The 25,596-nt window shown below is 61.2% G+C and carries 22 protein-coding genes and 1 pseudogene; 7 read left to right on the top strand and 16 right to left on the bottom strand.

Annotated features, from left to right (window positions below; translation table 11 throughout):
* Positions 1 to 223 precede the first annotated feature (223 nt).
* The 9 genes from AC04SH_RS22970 to AC04SH_RS22930 form a co-directional block, all read right to left on the bottom strand.
* On the bottom strand, positions 224 to 2,428 hold the full coding sequence (locus AC04SH_RS22970; protein WP_488576769.1) for a xanthine dehydrogenase family protein molybdopterin-binding subunit: 2,205 nt from the start codon (positions 2,426 to 2,428) through the stop codon (positions 224 to 226).
* Positions 2,425 to 2,898: a (2Fe-2S)-binding protein gene (locus AC04SH_RS22965; protein ID WP_488576768.1), complete on the bottom strand. Its 474-nt coding sequence runs from the start codon at positions 2,896 to 2,898 to the stop codon at positions 2,425 to 2,427. Before AC04SH_RS22965 ends, AC04SH_RS22970 begins: the two co-directional genes overlap by 4 nt.
* A 14-nt stretch (positions 2,899 to 2,912) precedes the next feature.
* Entirely contained in the window at positions 2,913 to 3,086 is a 174-nt protein-coding gene (locus AC04SH_RS22960; RefSeq protein ID WP_488576767.1) for a hypothetical protein, read from the bottom strand.
* Positions 3,087 to 3,331: 245 nt separating this feature from the next.
* Positions 3,332 to 3,466 (bottom strand): hypothetical protein, encoded by a 135-nt coding sequence (locus AC04SH_RS22955; protein ID WP_488476682.1) that lies wholly within the window; start codon positions 3,464 to 3,466, stop codon positions 3,332 to 3,334.
* A gap of 153 nt (positions 3,467 to 3,619) precedes the next feature.
* Positions 3,620 to 4,909, bottom strand: a complete 1,290-nt coding sequence (locus tag AC04SH_RS22950) for an epoxide hydrolase family protein (protein ID WP_488576766.1) — start codon at positions 4,907 to 4,909, stop codon at positions 3,620 to 3,622.
* A 456-nt stretch (positions 4,910 to 5,365) separates the two neighbouring features.
* Positions 5,366 to 5,995: a VOC family protein gene (locus AC04SH_RS22945; protein WP_488476580.1), complete on the bottom strand. Its 630-nt coding sequence runs from the start codon at positions 5,993 to 5,995 to the stop codon at positions 5,366 to 5,368.
* Between the two features lie 87 nt (positions 5,996 to 6,082).
* Positions 6,083 to 7,387 (bottom strand): epoxide hydrolase family protein, encoded by a 1,305-nt coding sequence (locus AC04SH_RS22940; protein ID WP_488576897.1) that lies wholly within the window; start codon positions 7,385 to 7,387, stop codon positions 6,083 to 6,085.
* A 130-nt stretch (positions 7,388 to 7,517) separates the two neighbouring features.
* On the bottom strand, positions 7,518 to 9,128 hold the full coding sequence (locus AC04SH_RS22935) for an MDR family MFS transporter (RefSeq protein ID WP_488576896.1): 1,611 nt from the start codon (positions 9,126 to 9,128) through the stop codon (positions 7,518 to 7,520).
* 59 nt (positions 9,129 to 9,187) lie between these two features.
* Positions 9,188 to 10,402, bottom strand: a complete 1,215-nt coding sequence (locus tag AC04SH_RS22930; protein ID WP_488576765.1) for an HlyD family secretion protein — start codon at positions 10,400 to 10,402, stop codon at positions 9,188 to 9,190.
* A gap of 123 nt (positions 10,403 to 10,525) precedes the next feature.
* Here AC04SH_RS22930 and AC04SH_RS22925 point away from each other — a divergent pair, with 123 nt between their 5' ends.
* A complete protein-coding gene (locus AC04SH_RS22925) occupies positions 10,526 to 11,197 on the top strand; it encodes a TetR/AcrR family transcriptional regulator (RefSeq protein WP_488576764.1) in 672 nt (223 codons plus the stop codon).
* Between the two features lie 2 nt (positions 11,198 to 11,199).
* Here the strand turns inward: AC04SH_RS22925 and AC04SH_RS22920 are convergent.
* The 7 genes and pseudogenes from AC04SH_RS22920 to AC04SH_RS22890 all read right to left on the bottom strand — a co-directional run.
* A pseudogene (locus tag AC04SH_RS22920) lies at positions 11,200 to 11,433 on the bottom strand (epoxide hydrolase N-terminal domain-containing protein); the annotation flags it as partial.
* A gap of 3 nt (positions 11,434 to 11,436) precedes the next feature.
* Positions 11,437 to 11,898 (bottom strand): DUF6130 family protein, encoded by a 462-nt coding sequence (locus tag AC04SH_RS22915; protein WP_488576763.1) that lies wholly within the window; start codon positions 11,896 to 11,898, stop codon positions 11,437 to 11,439.
* Positions 11,899 to 11,978: 80 nt separating this feature from the next.
* Positions 11,979 to 13,298 (bottom strand): epoxide hydrolase family protein, encoded by a 1,320-nt coding sequence (locus tag AC04SH_RS22910; protein WP_488576762.1) that lies wholly within the window; start codon positions 13,296 to 13,298, stop codon positions 11,979 to 11,981.
* Positions 13,299 to 13,654: 356 nt separating this feature from the next.
* Positions 13,655 to 14,935, bottom strand: a complete 1,281-nt coding sequence (locus AC04SH_RS22905; protein ID WP_488576761.1) for an epoxide hydrolase family protein — start codon at positions 14,933 to 14,935, stop codon at positions 13,655 to 13,657.
* Positions 14,936 to 15,425: 490 nt separating this feature from the next.
* Positions 15,426 to 17,153 carry an MASE4 domain-containing protein gene (locus AC04SH_RS22900; RefSeq protein WP_488576760.1) on the bottom strand — a complete coding sequence of 576 codons (1,728 nt, stop codon included), beginning with the start codon at positions 17,151 to 17,153 and terminating at the stop codon, positions 15,426 to 15,428.
* 58 nt (positions 17,154 to 17,211) lie between these two features.
* Positions 17,212 to 17,580 carry a response regulator transcription factor gene (locus tag AC04SH_RS22895; protein WP_488576759.1) on the bottom strand — a complete coding sequence of 123 codons (369 nt, stop codon included), beginning with the start codon at positions 17,578 to 17,580 and terminating at the stop codon, positions 17,212 to 17,214.
* An 88-nt stretch (positions 17,581 to 17,668) separates the two neighbouring features.
* Entirely contained in the window at positions 17,669 to 18,313 is a 645-nt protein-coding gene (locus tag AC04SH_RS22890) for a response regulator transcription factor (RefSeq protein WP_488576758.1), read from the bottom strand.
* A 686-nt stretch (positions 18,314 to 18,999) separates the two neighbouring features.
* Here AC04SH_RS22890 and AC04SH_RS22885 point away from each other — a divergent pair.
* From AC04SH_RS22885 to AC04SH_RS22860, 6 genes are all read left to right on the top strand, one after another.
* Positions 19,000 to 19,896, top strand: a complete 897-nt coding sequence (locus tag AC04SH_RS22885) for a response regulator transcription factor (RefSeq protein ID WP_488576757.1) — start codon at positions 19,000 to 19,002, stop codon at positions 19,894 to 19,896.
* A gap of 238 nt (positions 19,897 to 20,134) precedes the next feature.
* Entirely contained in the window at positions 20,135 to 20,845 is a 711-nt protein-coding gene (locus AC04SH_RS22880) for an SDR family NAD(P)-dependent oxidoreductase (RefSeq protein ID WP_488576756.1), read from the top strand.
* Between the two features lie 42 nt (positions 20,846 to 20,887).
* Entirely contained in the window at positions 20,888 to 21,124 is a 237-nt protein-coding gene (locus AC04SH_RS22875) for a tautomerase family protein (protein ID WP_488576755.1), read from the top strand.
* A gap of 324 nt (positions 21,125 to 21,448) precedes the next feature.
* The gene (locus AC04SH_RS22870) at positions 21,449 to 22,126 is read left to right on the top strand and encodes a type 1 glutamine amidotransferase domain-containing protein (protein WP_488576754.1); all 678 of its coding nucleotides are present in this window, start codon (positions 21,449 to 21,451) and stop codon (positions 22,124 to 22,126) included.
* Positions 22,127 to 22,646: 520 nt separating this feature from the next.
* Positions 22,647 to 25,028, top strand: a complete 2,382-nt coding sequence (locus AC04SH_RS22865) for a PAS domain-containing sensor histidine kinase (protein ID WP_488576753.1) — start codon at positions 22,647 to 22,649, stop codon at positions 25,026 to 25,028.
* Complete coding sequence (locus tag AC04SH_RS22860) at positions 25,025 to 25,399, top strand: response regulator transcription factor (RefSeq protein WP_488576752.1); 375 nt, start codon at positions 25,025 to 25,027, stop codon at positions 25,397 to 25,399. The genes AC04SH_RS22865 and AC04SH_RS22860 overlap by 4 nt, the downstream gene beginning before the upstream one ends.
* Positions 25,400 to 25,596: the final 197 nt, after the last annotated feature.

Genomic DNA, 25,596 nt, shown 5'->3' with positions numbered 1-25,596 from the left:
CACAGACTCAGCAGGCGGCTGACGCATGCTCCGCGCGCGCAGACTACACGCAGTGCACACGGGTGAATCGGATCCCGCTTGCACTACACCGTCCCTTGAGCGTACGGGCGGCATGCCTCGGAGAGCTTTCGCCGCTTGGCGGTGTGGTCGGAGAGCTCATAGTCGGGAAGATTGATCCAAGAACGATTTCGGCTCGCATGTCGGCAACTCGCTGGTTCACGAGTCAAGCGGGCTGTTTGAGCACACCGCTATCGATCGGCATCTTGCGCAGGCGCTTGCCCGTGGCAGCGAAGATCGCATTGGCCAGGGCGGGTACGATTGCCGAGGTTCCGGCTTCTCCCATCCCGCCGGGCGCCTCGGCGCTCGCGACAATGTGGACCTCGACTGAGGGAGCTTCGTCGATGCGGAGCACCTTGTACGTGTCGAAATTGGTCTGCTCGACACGGCCGTCCTTGAGGGTGATCTCGCCATGAAACGCGGCGGTGATGCCGAACATCACGGCGCTCTGGATCTGCGCCTCCACGGTATTGGGATTGATGACCGTCCCGCAATCGACCGCGCATACGACGCGTCTGACGCGAACCTGACCGTCCCGGGACACTTCGACCTCGGCGACCTCAGCCAGATAGCTGCCGAAGGCGTTCTGGATCGAGACGCCGCGGCCGACCCGTGGCGGCAGTTTCTCTCCCCAGCCGGCCTTCCCGGCGGCCAGTTCCAGTACGGCCCTGGCACGCGGTGTCTTGCCAAGCAGCGCCAGCCGGTACGCTACCGGGTCCTGCTTCGCCGCGGCGGCAAGCTCATCCATGAAGCTCTCGGTGACGAAGACATTGTGCGACGGCCCGACACTGCGCCAGAACGCGGTCGGAATGCCCGGCGGCTCCATCCGCACGTATTCGACATGCAGGTTGGGCAAGTCGTAGACGAGATTGATCGCGCCCTCGGTGGTGTCAGGGTCGAGCCCGTCCTTGAAGTATTGCGGCAGGTATCTCGCGATGATCGATGATCCGGCAAAGCGATTGTTCCAGGCGATCGGCATGCCCTTGGCGTCGAGCCCGGCGGAGAGCCTGTCGTGGAACATAGGCCTGTACATGTCGTGCTGGATGTCTTCCTCGCGCGTCCACACGACCTTGACCGGACCGTCGACGTGCTTGGCGATCTCGACGGCGCGAGCGACCCCGTCGGCCTCGAGCCTGCGCCCGAACCCGCCGCCGATCAGATGATTGTGCACGACGACCTGGTCGGGAGACAGACCCGCGGCTTTCGCGGCGAATGCCTGAGCCCGCGCGATGGCCTGGTTGCCCACCCAGATTTCGCAGCCGTCCTTGCGGACATGGACGGTACAGTTCATCGGCTCCATGGTCGCATGGGCGAGGAACGGCACCAGATATGCCGCCTCGACCCTGGTTTCCGCGCCCGACAAGGCGGGGCCGACATCGCCGATGCTTTGTGCAACGGCTCCCGGTTTGAGCGTCGTCTGCTCGAGTTCGGTGGCGATCGCCTCGGTGGATAGCGTGGCGTTCGGCCCGTCATCCCATTCGATGACCAGAGCCGCAAGCCCTTTTTTCGCGGCGCCCATATGGTCCGCTACCACTGCGACGGCGTCGTCGATCCGCACGACCTGGCTGACGCCTTTGACGGCCAACGCTGCCGTGTCGTCGACATGCTTCACCCGACCGCCGAACACAGGTGACTGCGCCAGCGTCGCGATCCTGACGCCCGGCGGACGCGCGTCGATCCCGTAGATCGCGGTCCCGTTCACCTTTCCGGCCAAGTCGAGGCGCCTGGCCGATGTGCCGATGAGCTTGAAATCTCGCGGTTGCTTGAGCACCACATTTTCGGGTACCGGCATGCGTGCGGCGTCGGCGGCAAGCTCGCCATAGGCGAGGCGTCGCCCGGTCGCCGCGTGAATCACTTCGCCGCGTTCAGCATTGCAGCCCCCCGGATCGACGTTCCAGCGGATGGCGGCAGCCGAAACGAGCATGGTCCGCGCGGTCGCGCCGGCCCGGCGCAACGGCTCCCATGCCCCGCGGATCGCGTTGGAATTGCCCGTTGCCTGGACGCCCAGCAGGGGATTGGCGTAGTGCTTCTCGTCGGGAGGGGCATGTTCCAGCCGAACCTGCTTCAGGTCCACCTCCAGCTCTTCGGCGATCAGCATCGGAATGGACGTGTAGGTACCCTGCCCCATCTCGACATAGGGCATGATCAGCACGACCTCGCCATTCCGCTCGATCCGGATGAAGGCGTTGGGCGTGAATGCGTCGCTGCCGGCTGCAACAGCTTCAACCGATGGCGGCGACAGGGTGAGACCGAGCAAGAAGCCTCCGCCCGTGGCGGCCGCTGCCTGCAGGAAGCTGCGGCGCGAAAGACCGTTTGCCTCGGGCTGCCCCCCACGATCGGTGGCTCGGAATCTGCTCTGGTGCGGGATCATGATCGCCTCCCTGTTGAGCTCGCAGCCGCCTGCTTGATCGCCTCCCGTATGCGCACGTAGGTCCCGCAGCGGCAGATGTTGCCCGACATCGCGTCGTTTATGTCGGAGTCTGTCGGATGCGGGTTGCTTGCGAGCAGCGCCGCAGCAGACATGATCTGGCCCGACTGGCAGTACCCGCACTGGGGCACCTCATGATCCAGCCAGGCTTGCTGTATCTTCGCGCCCGCTGCGGTGGCGCCGATCGCCTCGATCGTCGTGACTTCCGATTCACCGATGCTGTCCACGGTAGTAATGCAGGAGCGGACGGGTTCACCGTCGAGATGCACCGTGCAAGCGCCGCAGAGAGCCATGCCGCACCCAAACTTTGTGCCGGTCATGCCAAGCACATCACGCAGCACCCAAAGAAGCGGGCTATCACCGTCGACATCAACCGTGTGCGACTCGCCGTTGACTTTGATGGCGAAGGCCATGGCTACCTCCCTCGTCAACCACATTCGCCGCGCAATCTCGGCAATACGCGTCTCGCCTCGACCACGGTCGCGCGGTGCGCGTAGGCTGGTCCTGGGCCGCGCATATAGTGGAGTTCGGGTCGGTAGCGAGGCATGACGAATTCGCGCAACATCGAAGCGAACTGTATAGTGAGGATCCAGAGTTTCATGATGCGATCTCCTGCGCTTAGCATGTCTACTCAATGAGATACAACGTGAATATATGATCGAGCGCGAAGGACAATCTATTGGACGAAGGTGTCGCCAATACTTTGGCATTATTCGAGCGAATCGATGAAAACTCCCGACCTCACGACCGCGCGTCGTCGAAGCAGCAAAGCACACTGAAGTACTGAGCAGCTCGAACCCTTGAGTCCGACAGGCCTATGATTCCAAGAAGCCCTTGGCCGCCTCATCATTCGGCGATTTCCAAGGGGGCGCCGGCCAAGTGTTCGCTCAACAACGATTTTCCCGCCTGCAAGATCGGTGAAGATGAAGCGGTTGTCAGCACCTTGGCGCCGACCTCGACGCGGGCGATGATGCGCTCCACGCGGGCTCCAACTGGCGGCCCCGTCAACAAACTCCTTGAACCTGCGGACCTTGTTCGTCTTCGACGCTTCAAAGCGCGCATCGATTATATCTTCTGGACGACAACCGAGCCGGCGTATGGTGGTCGGCGCGCAAGTGCGCGCGCCGACGTTTTTCAGATGGATCCACGGAGGGTTCTGAACGCTGCCCGAAGCTCACTGCAGAAAAGCTCTGGCTGTTCCCAGGAGGCGAAGTGCCCGCCTTTATCGAGCTTGTTGTAATAGATGAGCTTGGGATACGCACGCGCCGCCCAACTCCGCGGGATTGTACAGACCTCGTCAGGAAAGGCGCTTACGGCGACGGGTATGGCGACCCCTTTCGGGGCGAAAAAGGCGAACTTGTTTTCCCAATAGATACGCGCCGACGACGTCGCCGTATTCGTCAACCAGTAGAGCGTGATGTTGTCGAGGACATCGTCTCGCGTAAGGCCACTGGGTTGTCCGTCAAAGGTGCGTGCGATGAGCCCATAACTGCGCGGATCGTGGTCGAGTACGAAGGCTGCCAGGCCGATCGGTGAATCCCCGAGTCCGTACAGCGTCTGTGGGCGGTTCGCCATCTCGAGGGCATAGCCCACACCTGTCTTGTAGAAGAAAGCCAGCTGCTCGCACGCCCGTCGTTCGTCGGCTGAGAGATCCGAGGGCAGCGGGCTGCCGGTCTGGATCGCCTTATCGATGTCTGGTGGAACCGCGAAAACCCAGTTGAGGTGAATGCCGAGCAATTCCGGAGGCGCCTGCGTACCCATCACATCCGAGACCATCGCACCCCAATCGCCGCCTTGCGCCACAAACCGCGTGTATCCGAGGCGCTTCATCAGCACGCCCCAGGCACGTGCCATGCGGGCGGGGTCCCAGCCGGTCGTGGTTGGCTTGCCTGAAAACCCGAAGCCCGGCAGCGACGGAACCACCAGATGGAAAGCGTCCGACGCGCTCGCTCCATGCGCTGTGGGATTGGTCAGCGGATCGACGATCTTCAGCTGCTCGATGATCGAGCCGGGCCACCCGTGCGTGACGATCAGCGGCAGAGCATTCTCATGTTTTGAACGAACGTGGATGAAATGAATGTCGAGCCCGTCGATCTCGGTGATGAACTGCGGCAAGGCGTTGAGCCGCGTCTCGACCTTGCGCCAGTCGTAGTCGGTTTCCCAGTAGCGCGCGAGTTTCTGGATCGTCGCGAGTTGCACGCCCTGCGAATCATCCGCGACCGTTTCGCGGTCGGGCCAGCGGGTGGCCGCGATGCGCCGGCGAAGCTCGGCCAACTCTTCGTCCGAGGCGTTGAATGTGAAGGGGCGGATCGAGTCGCCGCCCGCTGCCGCGTTCAGCGTGTCGGGAAGCAGGCTGACAGCCCCGACCGCAGCTGCGGTGGCAAGAAGTTCACGCCGCGTGGGCGAGATCGGTAATGTTGACATAACATCCTCCTCTGTCTGCCCGATCTGTTCGGGTGTGACACAGATCGACTATCAGGGTGCCCAAATCTATTGCACGATGGTATCGGCAATACTTTCGGATTGGCCGGGGCAGTAAGCAATCGGACCAAGGGTAGAGACTAACGCCAAGGCATGATGGACTATCGTGTACGCCTGGGACGCGCGCTGGGCTCGAGGATGCAGCACAAATGCAGACGCGCGCAGGAGGTCGGTTATTCTGATGTGCCAGATGTTGATCGCACAACGTGAACTAGCCTGCTCATGATAGCTTTGCGACGTGCCGATCGGGTGTTGGGAGCGGCGAGCCGACACTCCAGATGGATCGTATTGCGCCTCGCGATCCATCAGCCGGGTGCAGCGCACCTACAATTGCGACGGTGGGCGGGCAGTTATGCCCCACCCCGTCTCATTCCGCCGATGATCATGTGCGGCCGCCGCTCATCGCGGCAGCGGCTTGCCGGCGTGCTCCGCCACAACGTAGGCGGCGTACCAATCCGGCCAGTTCTCATCACGCTGGCCGCCCGTCCGCGCCTCATGCTCGCCGTGCGCGGCCGACGCGCGTCGGAGTGCGGCCGCCAGTTCGGTCGACGAAGTGAATGTCGTGAGGTCCGTGTCCACACGCCCGGGCAATCGCGTGGTAACCTCCTGCAGCAGCCAGCTGTTTCCGTCCGGATCGCTAAACGAGGCCAGCGAGCCGTAACTGCGCCACTCCGGGTCCCGGCCGTTGACAGGGCCTTCCTTGCCGCGGTGGAAAACTTCACTGATATCGACGCCGCGCTCGGCGAGCTCGGCGCGTGCCGCCTCGATATCGGAGACGACGAGAAAGAACACCGGCTTGTCGCCCAGGTGTATCGAGGCCGGCGAGCCCGTAGGCGTGAGCTGAACGGCCCGGGACCCGTCGCTTCTGAGGAAGTCGGCGTCGAGCCTCCAACCCAAATCCTGATAGAAGCGCTTGGCGCGGCCGACGTCAGAAACGGGGAGGACGACAACCTCGAGCTTCATGTCGACCCCTCGCGCCGTTTGGGTTTCGGTCACGGATTCGTTGCGCACCAGAGTAGTACTGCTCATTTCAATCTCTTCAGTTTGGGTACGAGTTTCATGCTGCGCGATGGATCGGCCGCCGCCCTGGAGGGATCGGCCGCACCGCCGTTGGTCTCAGATCGACTGGCGGAGCGGCCTGAACGCCGCCCGGAGTTCGGCCGAGAAGAGCTCGGGTTCCTCCCACGCGGCGAAATGGCCGCCCTTGTCCACTTCGTGGAAGTAGGTCAGCTTGCGGTACGCCCGCCGGGCCCACGTTTCCGGCGCTTGGTAGCTCTCGCCGGGAAAGACTGTGATCGGCACTGGCAATGCGATGCTAGGGGTCATCTCGGGGGCCGAGAAAGCTGGGCTGCGTCCGCCGCCATACTCCCAATAGATGCGCGCAGAGCTGGTCGCGGTGTTGGTCAGCCAATAAAGCGTGATGTCGTCCAGTACCTCGCCGGGCGATTTTTCGGGATCGCTGTTGTCGTAGGTCCAGTGCGAGAAGCCGGGATGGCCGAGCATCCACGCTGCGAGGCCGGCCGGTGAATCCGTTATCGAATAACCGATCGTCTGCGGCCGATTGCCCATCATCACGGCATAGGACCTGTTGCCCATCCTTGCGGCGGCGCTCAGCGCATCGAACGCCGTGCGCTCCTTGTCAGTCAGGCCGGCTGGCACCGGCCCGCTCGCGGCGAGCACCGCAGCGATCTCGGGCGGCACGACCGCAGGCAGATTGATATGGATGCCGAGCAAGCCGGTCGGCGCCTGGCGCGCCATGGCGCTGGAGACGGGCGAACCCCAGTCGCCGCCCTGCGCGACGTAGCTGTTGTAGCGGAGGCGCTTCATCAGTTCTGCCCAGGCCCGCGCGATGCGGTCTGGGCCCCATCCGGTCTCGGTCGGTTTACCCGAGAAGCCGAAGCCCGGCATCGAAGGCAGCACGAGGTCGAACGCATCCTCGGCGGCTCCGCCGTGGGCGGTCGGGTCACTGAGCGGGCCGACCGTCTTGAGCAACTCGAACACCGATCCCGGCCAGCCATGCGTCATAATCAGCGGCATGGCGTTCGGATGCTTCGAGCGAACGTGAATGAAGTGGATGTCGAGGCCGTCGATCGTGGTCATGAACTGCGGCAGAGAATTCAGGTTCGCCTCTGCCTTTCGCCAGTCGTAACCGCTGCCCCAATATTCGACGAGCGGCCTCAGCTTCTCGAGCCGTATGCCTTGCGACTGGTCATTCACTGTCTCCCGGTCGGACCAGCGCGTCGCCGCGATTCGCCGGCGAAGCTCATCGATCTCGGCTTGCGGGATGTTGACGGTGAACGGGCGTATCGCGTCGTCACCGGCGGCCGCACGCAGCGTTCCGGGAAGCAGGCCGAAGGCGCCCGCGACAGAGGCCGCCGCAAGCAGTTCGCGCTGGGTTGGGGTTGGCGAAATGGCTGACATGAAGTCCTCCCTAGAGCCCTCTACTCTGCGCTGTTCCAGCACAGAGATCGACTTTCAGGCAGGTCAAATCCATTGCACGTTGGTATCGGCAATACCTCTGGATAGGTCCGCCGGCGAGCGGTTCGGGTCGCTAGTGGCCTCCACCGCTGGCGCCGCCGCCGATCTGGATCTTGCGGGCAAAGAGCAGGGCAACCGCGGCGAGCGAAAGTACGACACCGATCACCGCGAACGTGTCACTGAACCCCAGGATGAGAGCCTGGCGGTGGACCGTGGCGCCGATCGCAGCGATTGCCTTGTGCTGCGCGACAGCCGGATCAGTGACCCCGTGCGCCATGAAGTATTGCGTCAGCTGGGCGATTCTGTCGTGCACTTCCTCGCGTGCGAAGGTGACGGACTGGCCGATGATGTTCGAATGGAACTGCTCGCGCTTGGTCAGCACCGTCGCAAGCATCGCCGTGCCGACCGCGCCGCCGAGATTGCGCAGCATGTTCGACAGGCCCGATGCGGCGCCCGCCTCGCTCGGTGCGATGCCCGCCGTGGTGATCACGGTAACCGGGGTCAGCACCAGGGCCTGGCCTATGGCGCGCACAAGGTTGGGCACGAAGAACTGGTCGCCGGCGCTGTCCAGTGACAGAGTGATGTTCATGAAACAGCTTGCGGCGAAAATGCTGATGCCGACAAAGCCGACATACCGCACGTCAAAGCGCTTTATCAGCAGCGGGACGAGCGGAATGATGAGCAGCTGCGGCAGGCCGGTCCAGGCCAGCACAAGCCCGATCTGCTCGGCGTTGTAGCGCTGCACCTGGCCTAGATACTGCGGCAGGATGTAGACGGTGCCGAACAGCGCGACGCCGACCAGCACGTTAACGACGATGCCGATGCCGAAATTGCGCCGCTTGAGAAGACGAAGCTGGACCAGCGGCTTCGCCACGGTGAGCTCGATCGCCACGAAGACGGTCAGGAACACCGCCGCCGTCAGCGCGAGCTTGACGATGAACGGCGACTGGAACCAGTCCTCCTTGTTGCCTTCCTCGAGCACCGTCTGCAGCGCCGCAAGCCCGATCGCCATGGTAGCGATGCCGGCCCAGTCGCCCTCCTTGAGCAGCGACAGCTGCATCGGCTTCTTTTCCAGCGTGAAGAACAGGGCAACGATCATCACGATGCTGGGCGGCGTGTTGACGAAGAAGATGGACTGCCAACCGTAATTCTCGGTCAGGTAGCCGCCGATGGTCGGGCCGATCGCCGGCGCGAAGGTGACGGAGAGCGCGAACAGCGCCAGCCCAAGCGGCTGCTGCGACTTGGGCAGCTTGGTAAGCACCATGGTGAAGGCCATCGGGATGAGGACGCCGCCGGCGAAGCCTTGCAGGCCGCGCAGGGCGATCATCGAACCGAGATCGTGGGAGAAGGCGCAGGCCGCCGAGAAGAGCGGGAACAGCACGGCGTTCGCCAGCATGTAGCGGCGGAACGAGAAGACGCGGCTCAGATAGTCCGTGAGCGGGATCACCACGATCTCGCCGATGAGATAGGAGGTCGAGATCCAGGCGCCGTTGTCGACGCCGGTGCCGATGCCGCCTTCGATGTCGAGCAGCGAGGCGTTGGTGATCTGGATGTTCAGGATGGCCATAAATGCGCCGATCATCGCGGCGAGGACGGCGATCCACGCCATCGTGCTCGCCCTCTCGGGCAGAGGTGCCGCGACTGTGGCTGGACCGGGAGAACCGAGCTGGACGTTTTGCGTCATGGTGGCCATCGCACTCTCCTGCCATGTCTGGCTAGCGAGAAACTGGCGTCCGATCGCCGTCAGTTAATGCGTTCCGATGCCGAGGCGACCTGGGTCGCCGCAGCCTTGGTGTCGATCGTCGGGTAGACCGACATACCGGGGCGCAGCACGACGGAAAGCGGGCTTGCCTGGTCGAGCACGATCTTCACCGGGATGCGCTGCACCACCTTGGTGAAATTGCCGGTCGCGTTGTCGGGCGGCAGCAGTGCGAATTCCTGGCCGCTAGCCGGCGACAGGCTGTCGACATGGCCCTTGAAGACCTGTCCTGGGAACGTGTCCACCTCGATATCGACCGACTGCCCACGCTGCACGTTGGCGAGCTGGGTCTCCTTGTAGTTGGCGATGATATACGCGGCCTGGTTTGGCACCACCGACATCAGCTGCGAACCGGTCTGGACATATTGGCCGATCCGCAACGTGCGGTTGCCTATTACGCCGTCGACCGGCGAGACGAGAGCGGTGTAAGAGAGGTTCAGCTCGGCCTGGTCCTCGGCTGCCTCGGCGCGGCTCAGCGTCGCCTGCGCCTGCGCAAGCTCGGCCTTGATCACATCGAGCTGCTTGGCTGCGGTGCCGACCACGGCGGTATCGCGCGTCACGGCCGCCCGCGCCGCGGCGATCTTCGAGGACGCCTCCTGGGCGTTCTGGACGCTGCCGTAGCCCTTCTTCGCCAGTTCGGCATAGCGCTGGTCGTCCTGCTCGGCGAAGATCGCGTTGGCCTGGTCGAGCGCGACCGTGGCCTGCGCCGCCTCGATCGCGGACTGCTGGGCGACGATCGCCGCCTGCTTGTTAGCGATGTTGGCCTTGGCCGACTCGACCTCGGCCCGGGCCTGCTCGAGATTCACCTTGAAGTCGCGATCGTCGATGCGTGCGAGGACCTGCCCCGCCGTCACGGGCTGGTTGTCATCCACCAGCACTCCTGCGATGTACCCGGAGATTCGCGGCGCGATCGTCGTGTTGTCGGCCTTGACATAGGCGTCGTCGGTCGAGACCTCGAAGCGGCCGACGGTCCAATACTGCCAGCCGAAATCGGCGGCGCCCGCGAGGACGGCGACGGCCGCGCCGGCTAGCAGCAGGTTCCGCAGCAAGCGCTTGGGCGACGTGTTGGGCACGTCAGCGACTACCGTCGGGACCTGCGGAACAGGGACAAGAAGCTCTCGCGGCAGCTCTATGCCGGGTGCCGCCTCGGCGGTGGGAAGAGCCTCCTCCGCGGTGAAGACTGCCTGGTGCTCGCTCATGGTAGGTTCCTTTCGCCCGTCCCTGGGGCGCCGGGTCACCGGCTTGCCCCTATTTAGGAAAACTGCTAGTTTCCGAAACATAAGCAGGCCGAAACGAATGTCAAGGGGTTTTGGAAAACGATCATGGTCCATAATACCAAAGTCGCAAAGCGGTCGCGCGGACGACCGCAGGTTCGCCCGGACGAGGAGACGCGGCAGCTCATCATCGCGGCGGCGCGCCAGGAGTTTCACGCCAGTGGCTATGCAGGGGCCAGCATGGGTCGCGTCGCGCACCGCGCTGGGGTCTCCACGAAGACCATGTACCGTTTGATCCCGACCAAGGCCGAGTTGTTCCAAAGCGTTGTCTCGGATCGGATCTCGCGTTTCTTTCTGGAGATTGACGAAGAGCATCTCGACGCGTTGCCCATTGAGGAGGCGCTCGAACACATTCTCTTTTCCTACGGCACCTTGACCCTCGATGAGGAGACGCCTGCAACGCTTCGCCTGGTCTATGCCGAGTGCGAACGCTTTCCGGAGATCGCTTCTGCCTTCTTCGATCTCGCGATCCGCCGCACCACCCAGACGATGGAGCGCTGGGTGAACCGGCAGTGCGACCGCGGCAGGATCGAGATCGATGAGCCGTCGGTGGCGGTCGGCATGCTCAGGGGCATGATGATCATGGAACCGCAGCGCGCCCTTATGTTCGGCCAGCGCACGCCGCCGAGCCGCGCCGAGATCGCGAAACGCGCGCACTATTGCGCCCGACTGTTTCTGGACGGATGCAGGCCAGGACGGACTCACAGTCGAACCTCCTAAAGCATTAGGGGCAGAACCAGGTCGAAACCATCCTCCGGGCTTCCGCCATGCGCCGTTGGATCCGTGAGCGGGCCGACGGTCTTGAGCAACTCGAACACGGACCCGGGCCAGCCATGCGTCGTGATCAGCGGCAGAGCATTGGGATGCTTCGACCGAACGTGAATGAATCGAATGTCGAGCCCGTCGATCTCGGTCATGAACTGCGGGAGGGCATTCAGCTTCGCCTCTCCCTTGCGCCCCTAGTGAGTCGTCTCGTCGTGCTCGGGCACGGTGAAGTTCAACGTCACCACCTGTCCGGGGAAGACGTTGTGGTTAGCGTCAACCAACTGGAGCTTCACCTTGTGCGGGCCGGGCGGCAGCCCGGCGATGTCAATCGTATTGGTGTCACTCGCATCCGCCCACCACCATGGCAGGTCGTCGACGATGATGTGCAGATGCCCGACACGTGGAGAGGCGTCGACGGCACCCGCCCCGAACACCGGTACGATGCGCAAATTCTCCACTCGGTACTGGGCCCAGAAGATGCCCTGGCCCAGCCCTTCGGCAAGCGGCGGATCCACGATCAGCTTGGGTGCGGGCTCGTTCTCAACGGCCACGTACGGTGAAGCGCCGCGGGTCTCCCTCGCGCTCTGGGCGAAGGCGCTCGCGGCGAGCAACGTGCCAGCCGCGACGGCGGCAAGCGTCTTGATGAGCATCGTCATTTGAATTCTCCTTTGGGTTGCGTGTCTCGGTCTGCCTTTTGGGAGAGAGCGGGGCGGCAAGCGGCCGCCCCGCGCTCGTCTCAAATCAGGTCGCGCAGCGGCTTGAACGCCGCCCTGAGCTCGCGGGTGAAAATCATCGGCTCCTCCCAGGCGGGGAAGTGGCCGCCCCTTTCGGCGTCGTGGAAGTAGATCAGGCTGGGGAAGGCGCGGCGTGCCCACGTCTCCGGCGCTCGAAAGAGATCGTCGTCCGGGAACGTCGTGATCGCCACCGGGATCGTGATCTCATCGGTCTTCTGCGCGGCCGCACTGATGAGGTTCTGATCGCGGTTCTCCCAGTAGAGCCTCGCCCCAGAGGATAGGGTGTTGGTCAGCCAGTGCAGCGAGAAGTTATCCAGTACCTCGTCCGGCGTCGGCCGCTGTTCGGGATCCTTGCCGTACGTCCACTTGCCGAACCCGCCGTGCACAAGCATCCACCCCGCCAGGCCGGCGGGGGAGTCCGTCAAGCCGTAACCGACGGCCTGCGGTCGCGCGCTCATCATCGTCAGGTAACCCCAGCCCCCGTTCTTGATGAACGTTTGCATGGCATCGAATTCCGCGCGCTCCTTCGCGGTCAGTCCCGCAGGCGCGGGCCCGCCGGTGGCGATCGCCTCGGCAGCGTCGGGCGGGAACACCGCCGGCAAGTTGGTGTGGATGCCGAGCAGTCCCGTCGGCGCCTGCCGCGCCATCGCCTCGACGACGCCCGCTCCCCAATCGCCGCCCTGGGTGACGTAGCGCGTGTACCCCAGCCTCTTCATCAGCACGTCCCAAGCACGGCCGATGCGCTCTACGCCCCATCCGGTCTCGGTGGGTCGAGACGTGAACCCGTAGCCTGGCAGGGACGGAATCACCACGTCAAAGGCGTCCTCGGCCCGGCCGCCGAACGCGGTTGGGTCAGTGAGCGGACCGATGATCTTGATTTGCTCGAAGACCGATCCGGGCCAACCGTGCGTGACGATCAGCGGCATCGCGTTCGGGTGGCGCGAACGGACGTGGATGAAGTGGATGTCCACGCCGTCGACGTTCGTCATGAACTGCGGGTGCGCGTTCAGCTTAGCCTCGCCCTTCCGCCAATCGTAATCCGTGGCCCAGTAGCGCACGAGTTCCTGCAGGTTCGCGAGCTGCGCGCCCTGCGAATGATCCGGAACGGTCTCCTTGTCGGACCAACGGGTCGCCGCGAGGCGCCTGCGGAGATCGGCGAGTTGCTCGTCCGGAACGGAGACGCGGAACGACCGAATTGTGCTGCCGTCAGCCGCCGCGGCAAGCTGCCCGGGTATGAAACCGACGGCACTCACGACTGCCGCGGTGGCAAGTGGGTCACGTCGTGTGACCGATGAGAGTACTTCCGACATGACTTCCGACATGACTGCGTCCTTCCGATCAAACTACATTGGCAATTTACAATATCTCTTATGGAGAATGTATTGCACGATAGTATTGTCGATACCTTCGTATTAGTGGATTCACTGGCAGTACTTCTTGCGGCGAGATGAGGTAGGGAAGCGCTAGAACCGATGTCGGCAGACCGGTCACGCACAAGAAAGCCGTCACCCGGGTAAGGAAATATCAGGCCATCGGGAACTCCATCATAAAAGAGCCGGCGGTCGGCAGACCGCCGGCCCTGGGCGCCGGAGAGGACTATGGCGGCCCAATCTGACTGGTTCGATCTGCCTCTGGGGAGAAAGCGGGGCGGCTGGTAGCCCCGCTCGCTTCAGATTTCCTAGCGTAACGGCCGGAACCCGGCCCTGAGTTCGGCGGAGAGAAAGAGCCGCGGCTGCTCCCAGGCCGCGAAGTGACCGCCCTGGTCGACCTTGTTGTAGTAGATCAGGTGTGGATACGCCTTTTCGGCCCAACTCCTGGGGGCTTGGTATAGCTCGCCAGGAAAGACGGTCACGGCCACCGGCACGGAAACGCCCTTGGTATTGAAGAAGCCGCCCTTGTACTCCCAGTAGAGACGCGACGCAGAGATGCCCGCGTTCGTCACCCAAAAGAGCGTGATGTTGTCGAGAATCTCGTCCGCGTCAGTTCGCCGGTGGCGCTCGTGGTCCGGGTCAGAACCGTCGCGACTGCTGCGGCGGGCTGGCCATCGGCGTCGTTGTGGTCGAGAAGCCAGGCCGACGGGCGAGTCCGCAATGCCGTACAAGGTCTGCGGGCCCGACGCCATCATCCTTGCGTAGGCGACCTGCTTGAATGTCGCGACCAGCTGCTCGTACGCGCGCTTTTCGTCGGCCGAGAGACCGGCCGGCGGCGGGTCGCCGGCCTGGGCCGCCTTGTCGATGTCGGCTGGAATGTTGGCAGGCATGCTGGTGTGGATGCCGAGCAATCCCGCAGGCGCCTGTAAGCCCATCTGGTCGACGACGAACGCTCCCCAGTCGCCGCCCTGGGCGACGTAGCGGGTATAGCCGAGGCGCTTCATCAGCTCTGCCCAGGCTCGGCCCATGCGCTCGGGGCCCCAGCCGGTCGTGGTCGGCTTGCCTGAAAACCCGTAGCCCGGCATCGACGGGATCACCGCATGGAATGCGCTCTCGCCGTGAGCGGTGGGATTGGTCAGTGGATCGATGATCTTGAGCTGCTCGAAGACCGAGCCGGGCCATCCGTGCCTAACGATCAGCGGCAGCGCATTTTCATGCTTGGAACGGACGTGGATGAAATGGATGTCCAGCCCATCAATCTCGGTTATGAATTGCGGATAGCCGTTGAGCTTGGCCTCACCTTTGCGCCAGTCGTAATCTGTCACCCAATAGCGTGCGAGCTTCTGAATCGTCGCGAGCTGTACGCCTTGCGATGAATCGGCAACCGTTTCGCGATCGGGCCACCGGGTCGCGGCGATGCGCTGGCGAAGCTCTGTGATCTCCTTCTGCGGGATGTCGACAGTGAATGGGCGGATTGAATCGCTGGCGCCCGCCGCGCGCAGCACCCCGGGGAGCAGGCTGAGGGCGCCGGCAGCGGCCGTGGCGGCAAGTAGCTCGCGCCGCGTGGGCGATAGTGACATTGCTGACATGACATCCTGCTCCGTCAACCCGATCTGTTCGGATGCGAGTACACAAATCGACTGTCAGCCGAGGCAAATCTATTGCACGATGGAGTCGGCGATACCTTTGGATGGTGGCGGGCCCGAGAACAGTGCACGTCTGAAAGACGACACCAAGGCACAATAGCACGGCAATGGAGATCGGCTTTCGGTCGGCGTTTTGGATGCGTTGCCGGCCATGGTGTGGACTGCGGTGCCTGACGAGCAGATCGAATTTGTCATTCGAGTCTGGCGGCCCGATACACCCGTGTGCGGCTCGAGGAAGCTTGACGGCTGGGTGGAGGCCGTACTCAATCCTTAAGACGCTGGCGATTAATCCTGCGTCCGGCGAGCCCGGCGAAATGGAAGCAGCGGACGACGCTTAGACGGGCAGTACAGTTGGTTCCACCTCCAATGCGGTCCGATGCGCGACGACTCCGGAGTGATCATCAAATGGTGCCTGGCCTCGGCTTCCTAGGTCTCACACCATGCCGGCGGATGCGGTATTGGCGCCTAAAACAAATTGAAATATTGAGCCCCGTGGTGCGTTGGGCAATACCCAGAGCATGCCGTCGTGCGCTTGGATGATCGAACGGCAGATCGATAGGCCCATTCCCATCCCGCGAGATTTGGTGGTGAAGAGCGGATCGAACACTCTCTGCAGGTCCTGCGCGTCGATGCCCATGCCTGTGTCAGCTACCGAAATCATGACGCCGCCATCGTCGCGAAGACTGGAACTGACGGCGAGATCCCGTGGACCATCCACGGTAATCATGGCCTCAATCGCATTCGTGACCAGATTGAGGAGCACCTGCTGCACCTGAATTCGATCTCCCGTCACCCACAGCGGCCGCGCGCTTCGCTCAACCTTGACCAATATCCGGTGACTTTTCAGATCGTCCTGGAGCAATGCGATCGCTTCTTCAATGAGGTTGTCGACGTCGAACGAAGTTCTGACGCGTTCATCCTTCCGGAAATTCGCGCGAATGCTCTCGATAACTGCAGCCGCGCGATGCCCATCAGCGGCGATCTTCATGAACTCCGTTCTCGCCTTGTCTAGTTCGGGAACCGCTCGATCGAGCCAGCGTAAGCCGGTTTCGGATCTCGTTATCATAGCAGCAAGGGGCTGCTTGACCTCGTGTGCAATCGTGGCGGCAACAGCATCGCCGGTTATCAGTCGGGCATCGCGCTCGCGGCGCTGCGCATCAATAGCGCGCTGCAGCCTCTTGCGCTCTTGTTGCAGCATCGCGTTCGAACGAGCAAGGCCCGCATATAGCCGTGTCATCTCTGCAAGCAATACCACCATCACAACGGTGGCAGTCACGAGCTGATAAAAACGGCCGGCATACCACGCAAGATTGTAGCGGCCGGCACTCAAGACAGAGGCCAGGGCCACTTCAAGCAGGAGCGCGCACAAAGCGACAACCAGCCACTGATCGAGCAGGGAATGCTGGCGCCGCCACAGCAACCAAAGAGCAATGCCGCCCAGCGACAGGACCACCACCCCACCGATTTCGCGACGAAATAGACTGAGAGGATGCACGTCTACAAAGGTTATAGGCAGCAGATCTTCATGCTGCGTAACAAACCAGAACAGTCCAAGGACGAGGGCAAGAACGCCCGCGACGCTCAGGCTGATGGCATATCCGGTGAAGCGAACGTCTGCTATGCGATCCCTGTCTTTGAGCAGCGCATAGCCGATGATGGCGAGGGGCAGCCCTGAATGCCAAGACCAGTAGAGCCAGACGGCGGATTGCAATCCCGAGCCCAGGACGCCGGTCGGCGTGAACGCTCCCGGAAACGTCAGCGCATGTGCAACCACGACCAGGGCGTTGAACAGGTAGCCACTCGCAATCGCCAGGAGTGCCCATAGACGTAAAATGGAGAACTGAGCAAACAGAAGAGCGGCAGTTACGCAGTCGCTGACAAACAGGGCGGCGGCGAGAGTCGGTACAAACGCGTTGATTTCCGGGAGCTTGATGGCCGCAAACGGCCAAGTGCCGAGAAGGATCAAGAGCAGGGCCAGCAGGAAAGCGCGCGCCATGCGGCGCTGAACGTGAGTTGGGGGAACATTCGCCAGGGCCTCGGGCTCGGCGCGCGAGGCCAGCGCAAACACTGGTTCCCCGCTTTCTGTCATTGGAGTCAGGGTCCGTACCAGATGGCCAATAGTCGGCTTATCGAGAATGCGCGAGGGATCGATGGTTGACAACCCAATCTGTATGCGATCGGGCTAATATTTTGCGAGCTTGCCGGCCGGTCATGACTCCTCAGATTTTGAGAGCTTTTTCGACACAGTCGATCAACGCCTCCGTTTTAAATGGCTTTCGAAGCAGACAGATTACGCCGATTGCTGCCGCCTGATCGTCGATGCCTGGGTTTGAACGTGCGGTGACCATAACGACAGGCACACCGCGCGGGCGCCCCGTAAGCAGCCGGGCAAGATCAAGCCCGCTCATGCCGGGCATGTGAATGTCAGTTATGACGCATTTCCAAGACGCGTGCGCTTCCCAGGCGATGAAGTCCTCCGCAGACACAAATCCGCGTGCACTATATCCCAGCGAACCAAGGCTATCGACGAGAGCCATGCGGAATGATTCGTCATCATCGACTACCGCGATTAGGAACTCTCTCGACACATCGTCCTTTCCTCGGATTTCACCAAGGCGAATAGTAGGATCGCTATTTTGGCATGTGATGCGGCTATTAGGAACCTATACGGGAGTGTTACTCCGGCACTTGCGGCCGCGGCCTGGGGCTGATCAAGTCCGCCATCCTGACCAGGTCCGCCAAGGTCCTCGCGCCCATCTTGCGCATGGCTGCGCCGCGATGAATTTTGGCGGTGATCTCGCTGATTCCGAGGTCGCCGGCCACCTGCTTATTCATCTTTCCCTCGGTGACCAGCAGCATTACCTGCTGCTCCCGTGCCGTCAGTGTTCCAAACCGCTCCCGCATTTTCGAAACATCGCCTTCGACGGCGCGCCGCTGCCGGTCGCGTTCAATGGCTGCCAACACGGCATCGAGCATGTCCTGATCTTTGAAAGGCTTAGGAAGAAAGTCCACTGCGCCGTGCTTCATGGCGCGAACTGACATGGGAATGTCGCCATATCCGGTCATCATCACGACCGGCAACTGAACTCCCTGCTTTGACAGTTTCGCCTGAAAATCCAGCCCGTTCATGTCAGGCAAGCGGATATCGACGATAAGGCAGCCCGGACAATCCGGAATGGCCGTGGCGAGGAAATCCTGTGCGGCTGAATATGTCCGCGTTTCGAGCCCTATCGAAAGGAACAGGTCTGGCAACGCTTCTCGCAACGACGCGTCGTCGTCGACCACGTGAACAATCGATTTCTGATCCGAGGGCAGCGGCATCTCTATGGGGAGTATGCCAGAACTCTGGGCGTGCATCAAACGAAAGTGTGACGGAGTCAGGGTCTCGAACTCGGGTTAACGAGAGTTTGGCAAGATACCCAGACGCATGCCCCGGAAGCCTGAACACGGTTCGGAGGAAATGAACTATCCAAAATGCGTGCGACGCGAGCCCTCAAACCAGCCGGCCTCCACCCAGGATGTCGTCGCAAGGCGCGGTGGAGCTTTTGTTAACCTGGATTCGGAGCCCTGGGGAAGGACTGGATTCATTCGCGAAGGCTGCACACCCGCTTCCCGCGTCGGGCTTCCGACCGCAGTGATGGCGCCAACAACGATCTGCGCTACCTTACGGGGGATCTGAGTTTCCCCAGGCCAAAGGTTGCGTAAACCTCAATAGCACTCACGTTCCGTCGATGCGATCGCAGCGACAGTTCCGCCGTGGCGGGACAGAAAACGGCAATCTGCGTTATCCAACTCACCCCTTGATATGAGCACGCCTTCCGATCGTTGGATAGCGAACCCAGCACAGAATCTTAGGGTACCAGCAAACAAACTTGAAGAGGTTTAGAGGAGTCACTTGGGCCGACTGCAACTGAGCGTTGCTCGCAGTTCCGCCGCCTGCATCGCTGCACCGTCGTCACCTCCCCTCCCTCACTAGGTTACCGTATGCCGAACTCAGGAGCTTCGCCATGGATAACGAACCCAACCGGCCCAACGTCCTCGCGATTAGGGCAGCCGCCAGCGCTATTGGCCTTTCTGCGAAGGCAGCCAAACCCGCCGCCGCACACGCCCGGTCAGGCGAGACTCAGGGGGATAACGCGACTCCTCCCTCACGCATCAACGTTCCAGAAGAGGCGCTTGACAATTTGCGACGGTGCGTGTCGGCGACACGTTGGGCAGAGCGGGAGGTTGTCAACGACTTTTCGCAAGGCGCGCAGTTGGCGAAAACTGCTGACGCGAGGTCATCTATGTCGCAAGATAAACCTGTCGTGTTCGTGGTCGACGACGACCCATCCGTCCGAGAATCGCTGGATTCGCTCATCAGCTCTGCGGGCTGGTACCCGGAAATTTTCGAGTCCGCTCAGGCGTTCTTCTCTCATCCGCGACCTAATGTTCCGAACTGCTTGATCCTGGACGTCAATCTTCCGGATATCAGCGGGCTTGATCTGCAAAAACTCGTCACTGTCGAGCGGACCGATACGCCGATCATCTTCGTCACGGGATTCGGCGATGTGGATATGGCTGTTAGGGCGATGAAAGCAGGTGCTGTTGAGTTCCTGATGAAACCCGTCCACGCCGACGCGCTGCTGACTGCCATCAAGGGGGCGCTGGAGCGCAGCAGAACCGTGCTCGAGCTTGAATTGGAGGTGAGTGCGCTGCATGATCGCCACGCATCGCTCAGCTGCCGCGAGCAGGAGGTCATGGCGCTGGTCGTCTCCGGCCTGCTGAACAAGCAAGTGGGTTTCGAGCTCGGCATCAGCGAAATCACAGTGAAGGCACACCGGGGCCAAGTCATGCGAAAGATGAAGGCCTGCTCACTCCCACATCTTGTGAATATGGCCGCAAAGCTCGGCCTTACGTACTAGAGCGGCAGACGCCGCAGGCGCTTGGCTCATTCACTAGCCCTACCTTTCTACTGTCAACTGCTGACGCGATAACGCAACTCGTTGGCGGTCGTATGTAACGCCCGCCTGAACAATTTTCGGCTCACCAATCCAAAGGTATCGACGACACCAACGTACAATCGATTTCGCGCCGCCTTTCCTTCAGCTTTCGTATTACATCTCGCCTATTGAACAAAGAGCGGTCGGAAGGAGAATTACTTTGGGCAGCGATCAAAAGGTAGCCGTCATCACCGGAGCGTCGCGCGGCATCGGCGCGGCTCTGGTCAACGCGTATCGGGGTCGGAGCTACCGTGTGGTCGCAACAGCGCGGTCAATCGAGCGGTCGGGCGACGGCGACATCCTGGTCGTGTCCGGCGACATCGCTGATCCCAAGACGGCCGAGCGCGTCATCGCCGCAGGAGTGGATCGATTCGGGCGGATCGACACACTCATCAACAACGCGGGCATCTTCATCTCTAAGCCGTTCACCCGCTACACCGAGGAGGACTTCATGGCGGTCCTGGGTGTCAACATCGCTGGGTTCTTTCACGTCACGCAACGCGCCGCCGCCGAAATGGAGAAGAAGGGCAGCGGCCATATCGTACAGGTTACGACGAGCCTGGTCGCTCACCCAAACACGGCCGTGCCAGCGGCGCTCGCCGCGCTGACAAAGGGCGGATTGAACGCCGCGACCAGATCGCTTGCCATCGAGTATGCAAGCCGCGGCATCCGGGTGAATGCGGTCTCGCCCGGTGTCATCAAGACGCCGATGAATCCGGTCGAGACGCACGAAGCGCTTGGAGCCCTTCACCCCGTCGGACGCATGGGCGAAATCGCCGATGTCGTCGAGGCAATTCTCTACCTGGAATCGGCAGCCTTCGTGACCGGAGATATCCTGCACGTAGATGGCGGGCAAAGTGCTGGCCACTAAAGAAATTCGTTTCGCGCATCCAACTCGGCAAGGAGACACCACATGCCTATTGTTACTATTCAAGTAACCCGCGAGGGCACCAAGTCAGGAACAACGTCCGTCACAACGGAGGAGAAGGCGGCGCTAATCAGGGGCGCGAGCCAGCTCCTGCGCGATGTCCTGAACAAGTCTTTCGACTCGACTTTTGTCATCATCGAGGAGGTCGACACAGACAGCTGGGGCTGGGGCGGCTTGCCTACGCTCGACTACCAGCGCGCGCGCGCGGCGACAGGAACCTGACCCATGCCTATCCAACCGACGACAACAAAGAATGCTGGAATGGGACACCAAGATCGCCGGTGGGTCGATCTTTGCTGGTGATCCTACGTTGCAAGGGTCCAGATCCGCGCGCTCAACCATCAATAAGCTAGAAATTCTATTCGCCGCCACGGCGGTAGCTCACTTCTCGACCCAGACATTCGCACAAACCGCGAAGCCACAATACGAGTAGAAAGCTATGCTAGCTTAACAGCGTGTCCGAAAAACCGGCAGTAGGCTAGTGAGCCGAGGCCAAGTTAAGAGCAATGCCGGTCTTGAGCATGCCGCAACTAATGGAGGCTAACCATGAAAATCTTGATGGTATTGACGTCGCATGATCAACTCGGGAACACCGGCAAGCCGACCGGTTTCTGGCTAGAGGAGTTTGCGGCACCCTACTACGTGTTCAAGGACGCCGGAGCCGAGGTCACCTTGGCCTCGCCTAAGGGAGGGCAGCCGCCCATCGACCCCAAAAGCGACGATCCGAACACCCAGACAGAAGCGATGACGCGCTTCAAGAAAGACCCCGGGACTCAGCAGGTATTGGCGAATACCGTAAAGCTCGGCGACATCAAAGCGGAAGGCTTCGACGCCGTCTTCTATCCTGGCGGCCACGGTCCTATGTGGGACCTCGTCAATGACGAGAATTCGATCCGGTTGATCGAGGATTTTTACAACTCCGGCAGGCCGGTCGCCGCCGTCTGTCATGCCCCCGCTGCCCTCCAAAAGGTGACCTACAAGGGGCAGCCCATCGTCAAGGGTAAGCGCGTCACCGGCTTCACCAATTCCGAGGAAGACGCCGTCCACCTGACTAAGGTGGTGCCCTTCCTCGTCGAGGATGAGCTGAAGCGTCTGGGCGGCCACTTTGAAAAAGCTGGCGATTGGGCCGATTTCACCGTCGTGGACGGTCGGCTGATCACCGGCCAGAATCCTTCCTCGTCTAGCTCGGCTGCCAGGGAGTTACTCAAGCTGCTGGAGGCTTAGTTTTGGTTCTGGCGTGCGCCATAGGGTTTATGAGAGCAAAATCCCTTCTTAAAGTCGTTTTCAGATCGTCGAGGTTCTCGCCCCTCGGAGGATGCGCCTTTCTGCGCGCGGCCGAGGATAGTGACGACGAGGTGCGCGGCGCGGATGAGGCGGGGTGCGGCGTATCTCACGGGTGGAGCGAACGGCGGCGCGGACGAACAGGATAAATGACTTTGAGAGGGAAAGGTAGGCCGCATCCCGGCGCCGCTATTATGCGTTACGCGACCACGATTCACGTGTACGCTGCGCGGCTGACTGTTGGTGAAAGCCATGACGGCTGCTCCTTTGACCAAGGGCGATCCCCCAACGCTGCCGCCAAATGGCATCCAGACTATTGGACGATTGGTGTCGTCAATAACTTGAGATGGGGCTGCCGCACGGTCAATAAGGCTCCTGCACTGCCGACCGACACATGGCGCAATAGACGCCGTGATGAAGTCGACGTATATTTCCGCGCACGCGAGATCGGGAAAGGGACGGGATGGAGATCGATCGGCGCCGTGTTTTGGATGCACTACCGGCCATGATTTGGATCGCTTTGCCGGATGGGCGGGTTCATTTTATCAATCAACGCTGGTCGGCCTATACCGGGCTCGACCTGGAGCGATCTCGTGACTCGGGATGGCAGGCAGTGATCAATCCGGAGGATCTGCCATCTTTGCTGGAACGCTGGCGTTCGATACTTGCGTCATGTGAACCGGGTGAAATGGAAGCGCGTCTGCGGAGCGCTGCCGGGGAATATCGATATTTCGCAATCAACTGTAGCCCGGTATTCGACGATCTCGGCCGTGTCGTCGAGTGGTACGTGGTCAATGCTGAAATCGGGCACAGAAAACGTGCTGAAGAATCGCTGCGACGGCGAGAGGCGATCTTGGCTGCAGCCGAGCAGGATTGTCAGAAGAAGGCGCTCGAAGAAACCGAACGAAATCTTCACCGCATTCTCGGTTCAATCCCCGCCTTGGCATGGGCTGCCAAACCCGACGGCGAAGTCGAGTTCTTGAATCAGAATTTTCTCGACTATCTCGGCATTACCGCCGAGGAAGCCCAGGGCTGGGGTTGGACCGCATCAGCCCATCCGGACGACGTAGCTGGCTTGACTTCGACCTTGCAGGCTATCCTTGCTTCGGGAAGGCCCGGAGAGGCTGAAGCGAGATTGCGCCGCCGCGACGGACAATATCGATGGTTCCTAATCCAAGCCCATCCGCACCACGGCGACACCGACAATGTCGTGAGGTGGTACGGCACCATTATCGATATCGACGATCGCAAGCAAGCAAACGAGAGCCTCAGGGAAAATGAGCGCAATCTTGGCCTCATCGTCAACACGATACCCGTAATGGTGTGGTCGGCGCGTCCGGACGGTACTGCTGAATTCTTCAACCAGCACTATCTCTATTATGTCGGCCTCTCCATGGGTTCCAATGACTGGGAACCGACCACCGAGTTGTCCGAGTATTGGGATCTGACTGCCTCGGTCCATCCGGACGATGCAGCCGGTCTAGATGGGGCTTTTCAGGGCATATTTGCGTCCGGGCGCCCCGGCGAAGCTGAAGCACGTCTCCGCCGCTATGACGGCGAGTACCGATGGTGTCTATTCCGTGCAAATCCGCTCCGCGATGAAGCAGGAAACATCGTGAAGTGGTACGGCACAAACACCGACATCCATGATCGCAAGCGAGCCGAAGAAGCTCTGAAGCGCAGCGAGGCGTTCTTGGCGGAAGGTCAGTACCTTGCCGGCATGGGCAATATTTCCTGGAAGGTAAAAACGGGCGAGATTTTATGGTCGGAGCCTCTTTATCGAATCTTCGACTTTAAGCCTGGGACGGTCATAACGCTTGAACGGATCGTCAGTCGTGTGCATCCAGAAGATATGCACCTGATGGGTGTCATGCTCGACAAGGCACAACGGGGCGAGAGCGACTTTGAGTTTCAGCATCGGATCGTCTTGCCAGATCAGACGGTCAAGCACCTTCACCTGATTGCCCATCTGGCTAAGAACGATTCCGGTCAGATCGAATACATCGGTGCGGTCCTCGACATCACGCAACGTCACCGGTCTGAAGAAGCGCTGGAGAAAATCCGATCCGAACTTGCACGCACCACTCGCATCATGAGTTTGGGCGCCCTGACGGCATCGATCGCGCATGAAGTAAGCCAGCCGCTTTCAGGTATTGTCACCAATGCTGGCACCTGCCTGCGGATGCTGGCGGCCGATCCGCCGAACGTCGATGGAGCGCGGGAAACCGCGCGGCGCACCATCCGGGACGGCAATCGCGCGGCCGAGGTGGTCGCGCGGCTTCGCTCTCTGTTCCAGAAAAAGTCTGCAACTATCGAGCCAGTCGATCTAAACGAGGCCGCAGTTGAGGTGATCGCACTGTTTTCCGGTGAACTTCAACGAAACAGGGTGCTGCTTCATACCCAACTCGCAGGCGGGCTACCCTTCGTAGGCGGCGACCGTGTTCAATTGCAGCAGGTCATCATGAACCTGCTGCGCAATGCCGCCGACGCAACGATCCCAGTCGACGATCGGCCAAGACTTGTCGTGCTGGGAACCGAACTTGGCGAGGACGGGAATATCCGCCTCTTCGTTCGAGACGCTGGCGTCGGACTTGATCCACACGGGTCAGAGCGGCTTTTCGAAGCTTTCTACACGACCAAGGCTGAAGGTATGGGCATAGGGCTTTCCGTCAGTCGTTCGATCATCGAAAGCCATGGCGGCCGTCTTTGGGCAGAGGCAAATGAGGGTCACGGTGCAACTTTCTCTTTTTCTATTCACGAGTATGTACGGCCGGAGGTACCTGTCCACTTCTCATCGGTCATGCCGACGCCGGTCAGCGCCTCAATAAACCGAGATTTTGCATGAGAGACCTCCGCCCCCTTGTGTCGATTGTGGATGACAACGAGTCGGTGCGCGAGTCGCTACCCGATTTGCTTAGAGAGTTCGGTTTCCGTGCCGAAGCGTTTTCTTCGGCCGAGGAGTTTCTGGTGTCCAGCGCTATCGATCAGACAGACTGTCTGCTTCTTGACGTCTACATGCCCGGCATGACAGGGCCAGATCTTGAACGAGAGTTGGCGCGCCGAGGTCAGTCTATCCCAATCGTGTTCATTACAGCGCCAAGGGACGAAAGGGTTCCACCGATTCTTCTCAAAAAGGGTTCGGCCGGATGCCTGATCAAGCCGTTTAGCGACACAGCGCTGCAGAAGGCGCTCGACCTAGCCCTCGAGTCCGACTGAGCGCAGCGGGGTTTCGCGGCCTCCGGCAGAGGTATTTCGAATTAGTAGAATTCTACGCACCCGGCTCACCGTAATGCGTGCCCGGGATCACGGAATCATTGCGTCCGCGCCTAAGCAATCCAAAGGTATCGCCAAGACCTTCGTGCAATTGTTTTCGGCCCGGTGCCGGACAAATCTGGCACGAGCATCTGACGCGC

The organism is Mesorhizobium sp. CNPSo 4688 (assembly GCF_057784295.1).
Note: the sequence above shows the minus strand (reverse complement) of the source record. Positions and strands in the feature narration are given on the sequence as shown.

Excerpts from the sequence above, each read along its gene's own strand:
- AC04SH_RS22970 (WP_488576769.1), bottom strand. The coding sequence starts at position 2,428 with ATGATCCCGCACCAGAGCAGATTCCGAGCCACCGATCGTGGGGGGCAG.
- AC04SH_RS22965 (WP_488576768.1), bottom strand. The coding sequence starts at position 2,898 with ATGGCCTTCGCCATCAAAGTCAACGGCGAGTCGCACACGGTTGATGTC.
- AC04SH_RS22960 (WP_488576767.1), bottom strand. The coding sequence starts at position 3,086 with ATGAAACTCTGGATCCTCACTATACAGTTCGCTTCGATGTTGCGCGAA.
- AC04SH_RS22950 (WP_488576766.1), bottom strand. The coding sequence starts at position 4,909 with ATGTCAACATTACCGATCTCGCCCACGCGGCGTGAACTTCTTGCCACC.
- AC04SH_RS22945 (WP_488476580.1), bottom strand. The coding sequence starts at position 5,995 with ATGAGCAGTACTACTCTGGTGCGCAACGAATCCGTGACCGAAACCCAA.
- AC04SH_RS22940 (WP_488576897.1), bottom strand. The coding sequence starts at position 7,387 with ATGTCAGCCATTTCGCCAACCCCAACCCAGCGCGAACTGCTTGCGGCG.
- AC04SH_RS22935 (WP_488576896.1), bottom strand. The coding sequence starts at position 9,128 with ATGACGCAAAACGTCCAGCTCGGTTCTCCCGGTCCAGCCACAGTCGCG.
- AC04SH_RS22930 (WP_488576765.1), bottom strand. The coding sequence starts at position 10,402 with ATGAGCGAGCACCAGGCAGTCTTCACCGCGGAGGAGGCTCTTCCCACC.
- AC04SH_RS22925 (WP_488576764.1), top strand. The coding sequence starts at position 10,526 with ATGGTCCATAATACCAAAGTCGCAAAGCGGTCGCGCGGACGACCGCAG.
- AC04SH_RS22915 (WP_488576763.1), bottom strand. The coding sequence starts at position 11,898 with ATGACGATGCTCATCAAGACGCTTGCCGCCGTCGCGGCTGGCACGTTG.
- AC04SH_RS22910 (WP_488576762.1), bottom strand. The coding sequence starts at position 13,298 with ATGTCGGAAGTCATGTCGGAAGTACTCTCATCGGTCACACGACGTGAC.
- AC04SH_RS22905 (WP_488576761.1), bottom strand. The coding sequence starts at position 14,935 with ATGTCAGCAATGTCACTATCGCCCACGCGGCGCGAGCTACTTGCCGCC.
- AC04SH_RS22890 (WP_488576758.1), bottom strand. The coding sequence starts at position 18,313 with ATGCCGCTGCCCTCGGATCAGAAATCGATTGTTCACGTGGTCGACGAC.
- AC04SH_RS22885 (WP_488576757.1), top strand. The coding sequence starts at position 19,000 with ATGGATAACGAACCCAACCGGCCCAACGTCCTCGCGATTAGGGCAGCC.
- AC04SH_RS22875 (WP_488576755.1), top strand. The coding sequence starts at position 20,888 with ATGCCTATTGTTACTATTCAAGTAACCCGCGAGGGCACCAAGTCAGGA.
- AC04SH_RS22870 (WP_488576754.1), top strand. The coding sequence starts at position 21,449 with ATGAAAATCTTGATGGTATTGACGTCGCATGATCAACTCGGGAACACC.
- AC04SH_RS22865 (WP_488576753.1), top strand. The coding sequence starts at position 22,647 with ATGGAGATCGATCGGCGCCGTGTTTTGGATGCACTACCGGCCATGATT.
- AC04SH_RS22860 (WP_488576752.1), top strand. The coding sequence starts at position 25,025 with ATGAGAGACCTCCGCCCCCTTGTGTCGATTGTGGATGACAACGAGTCG.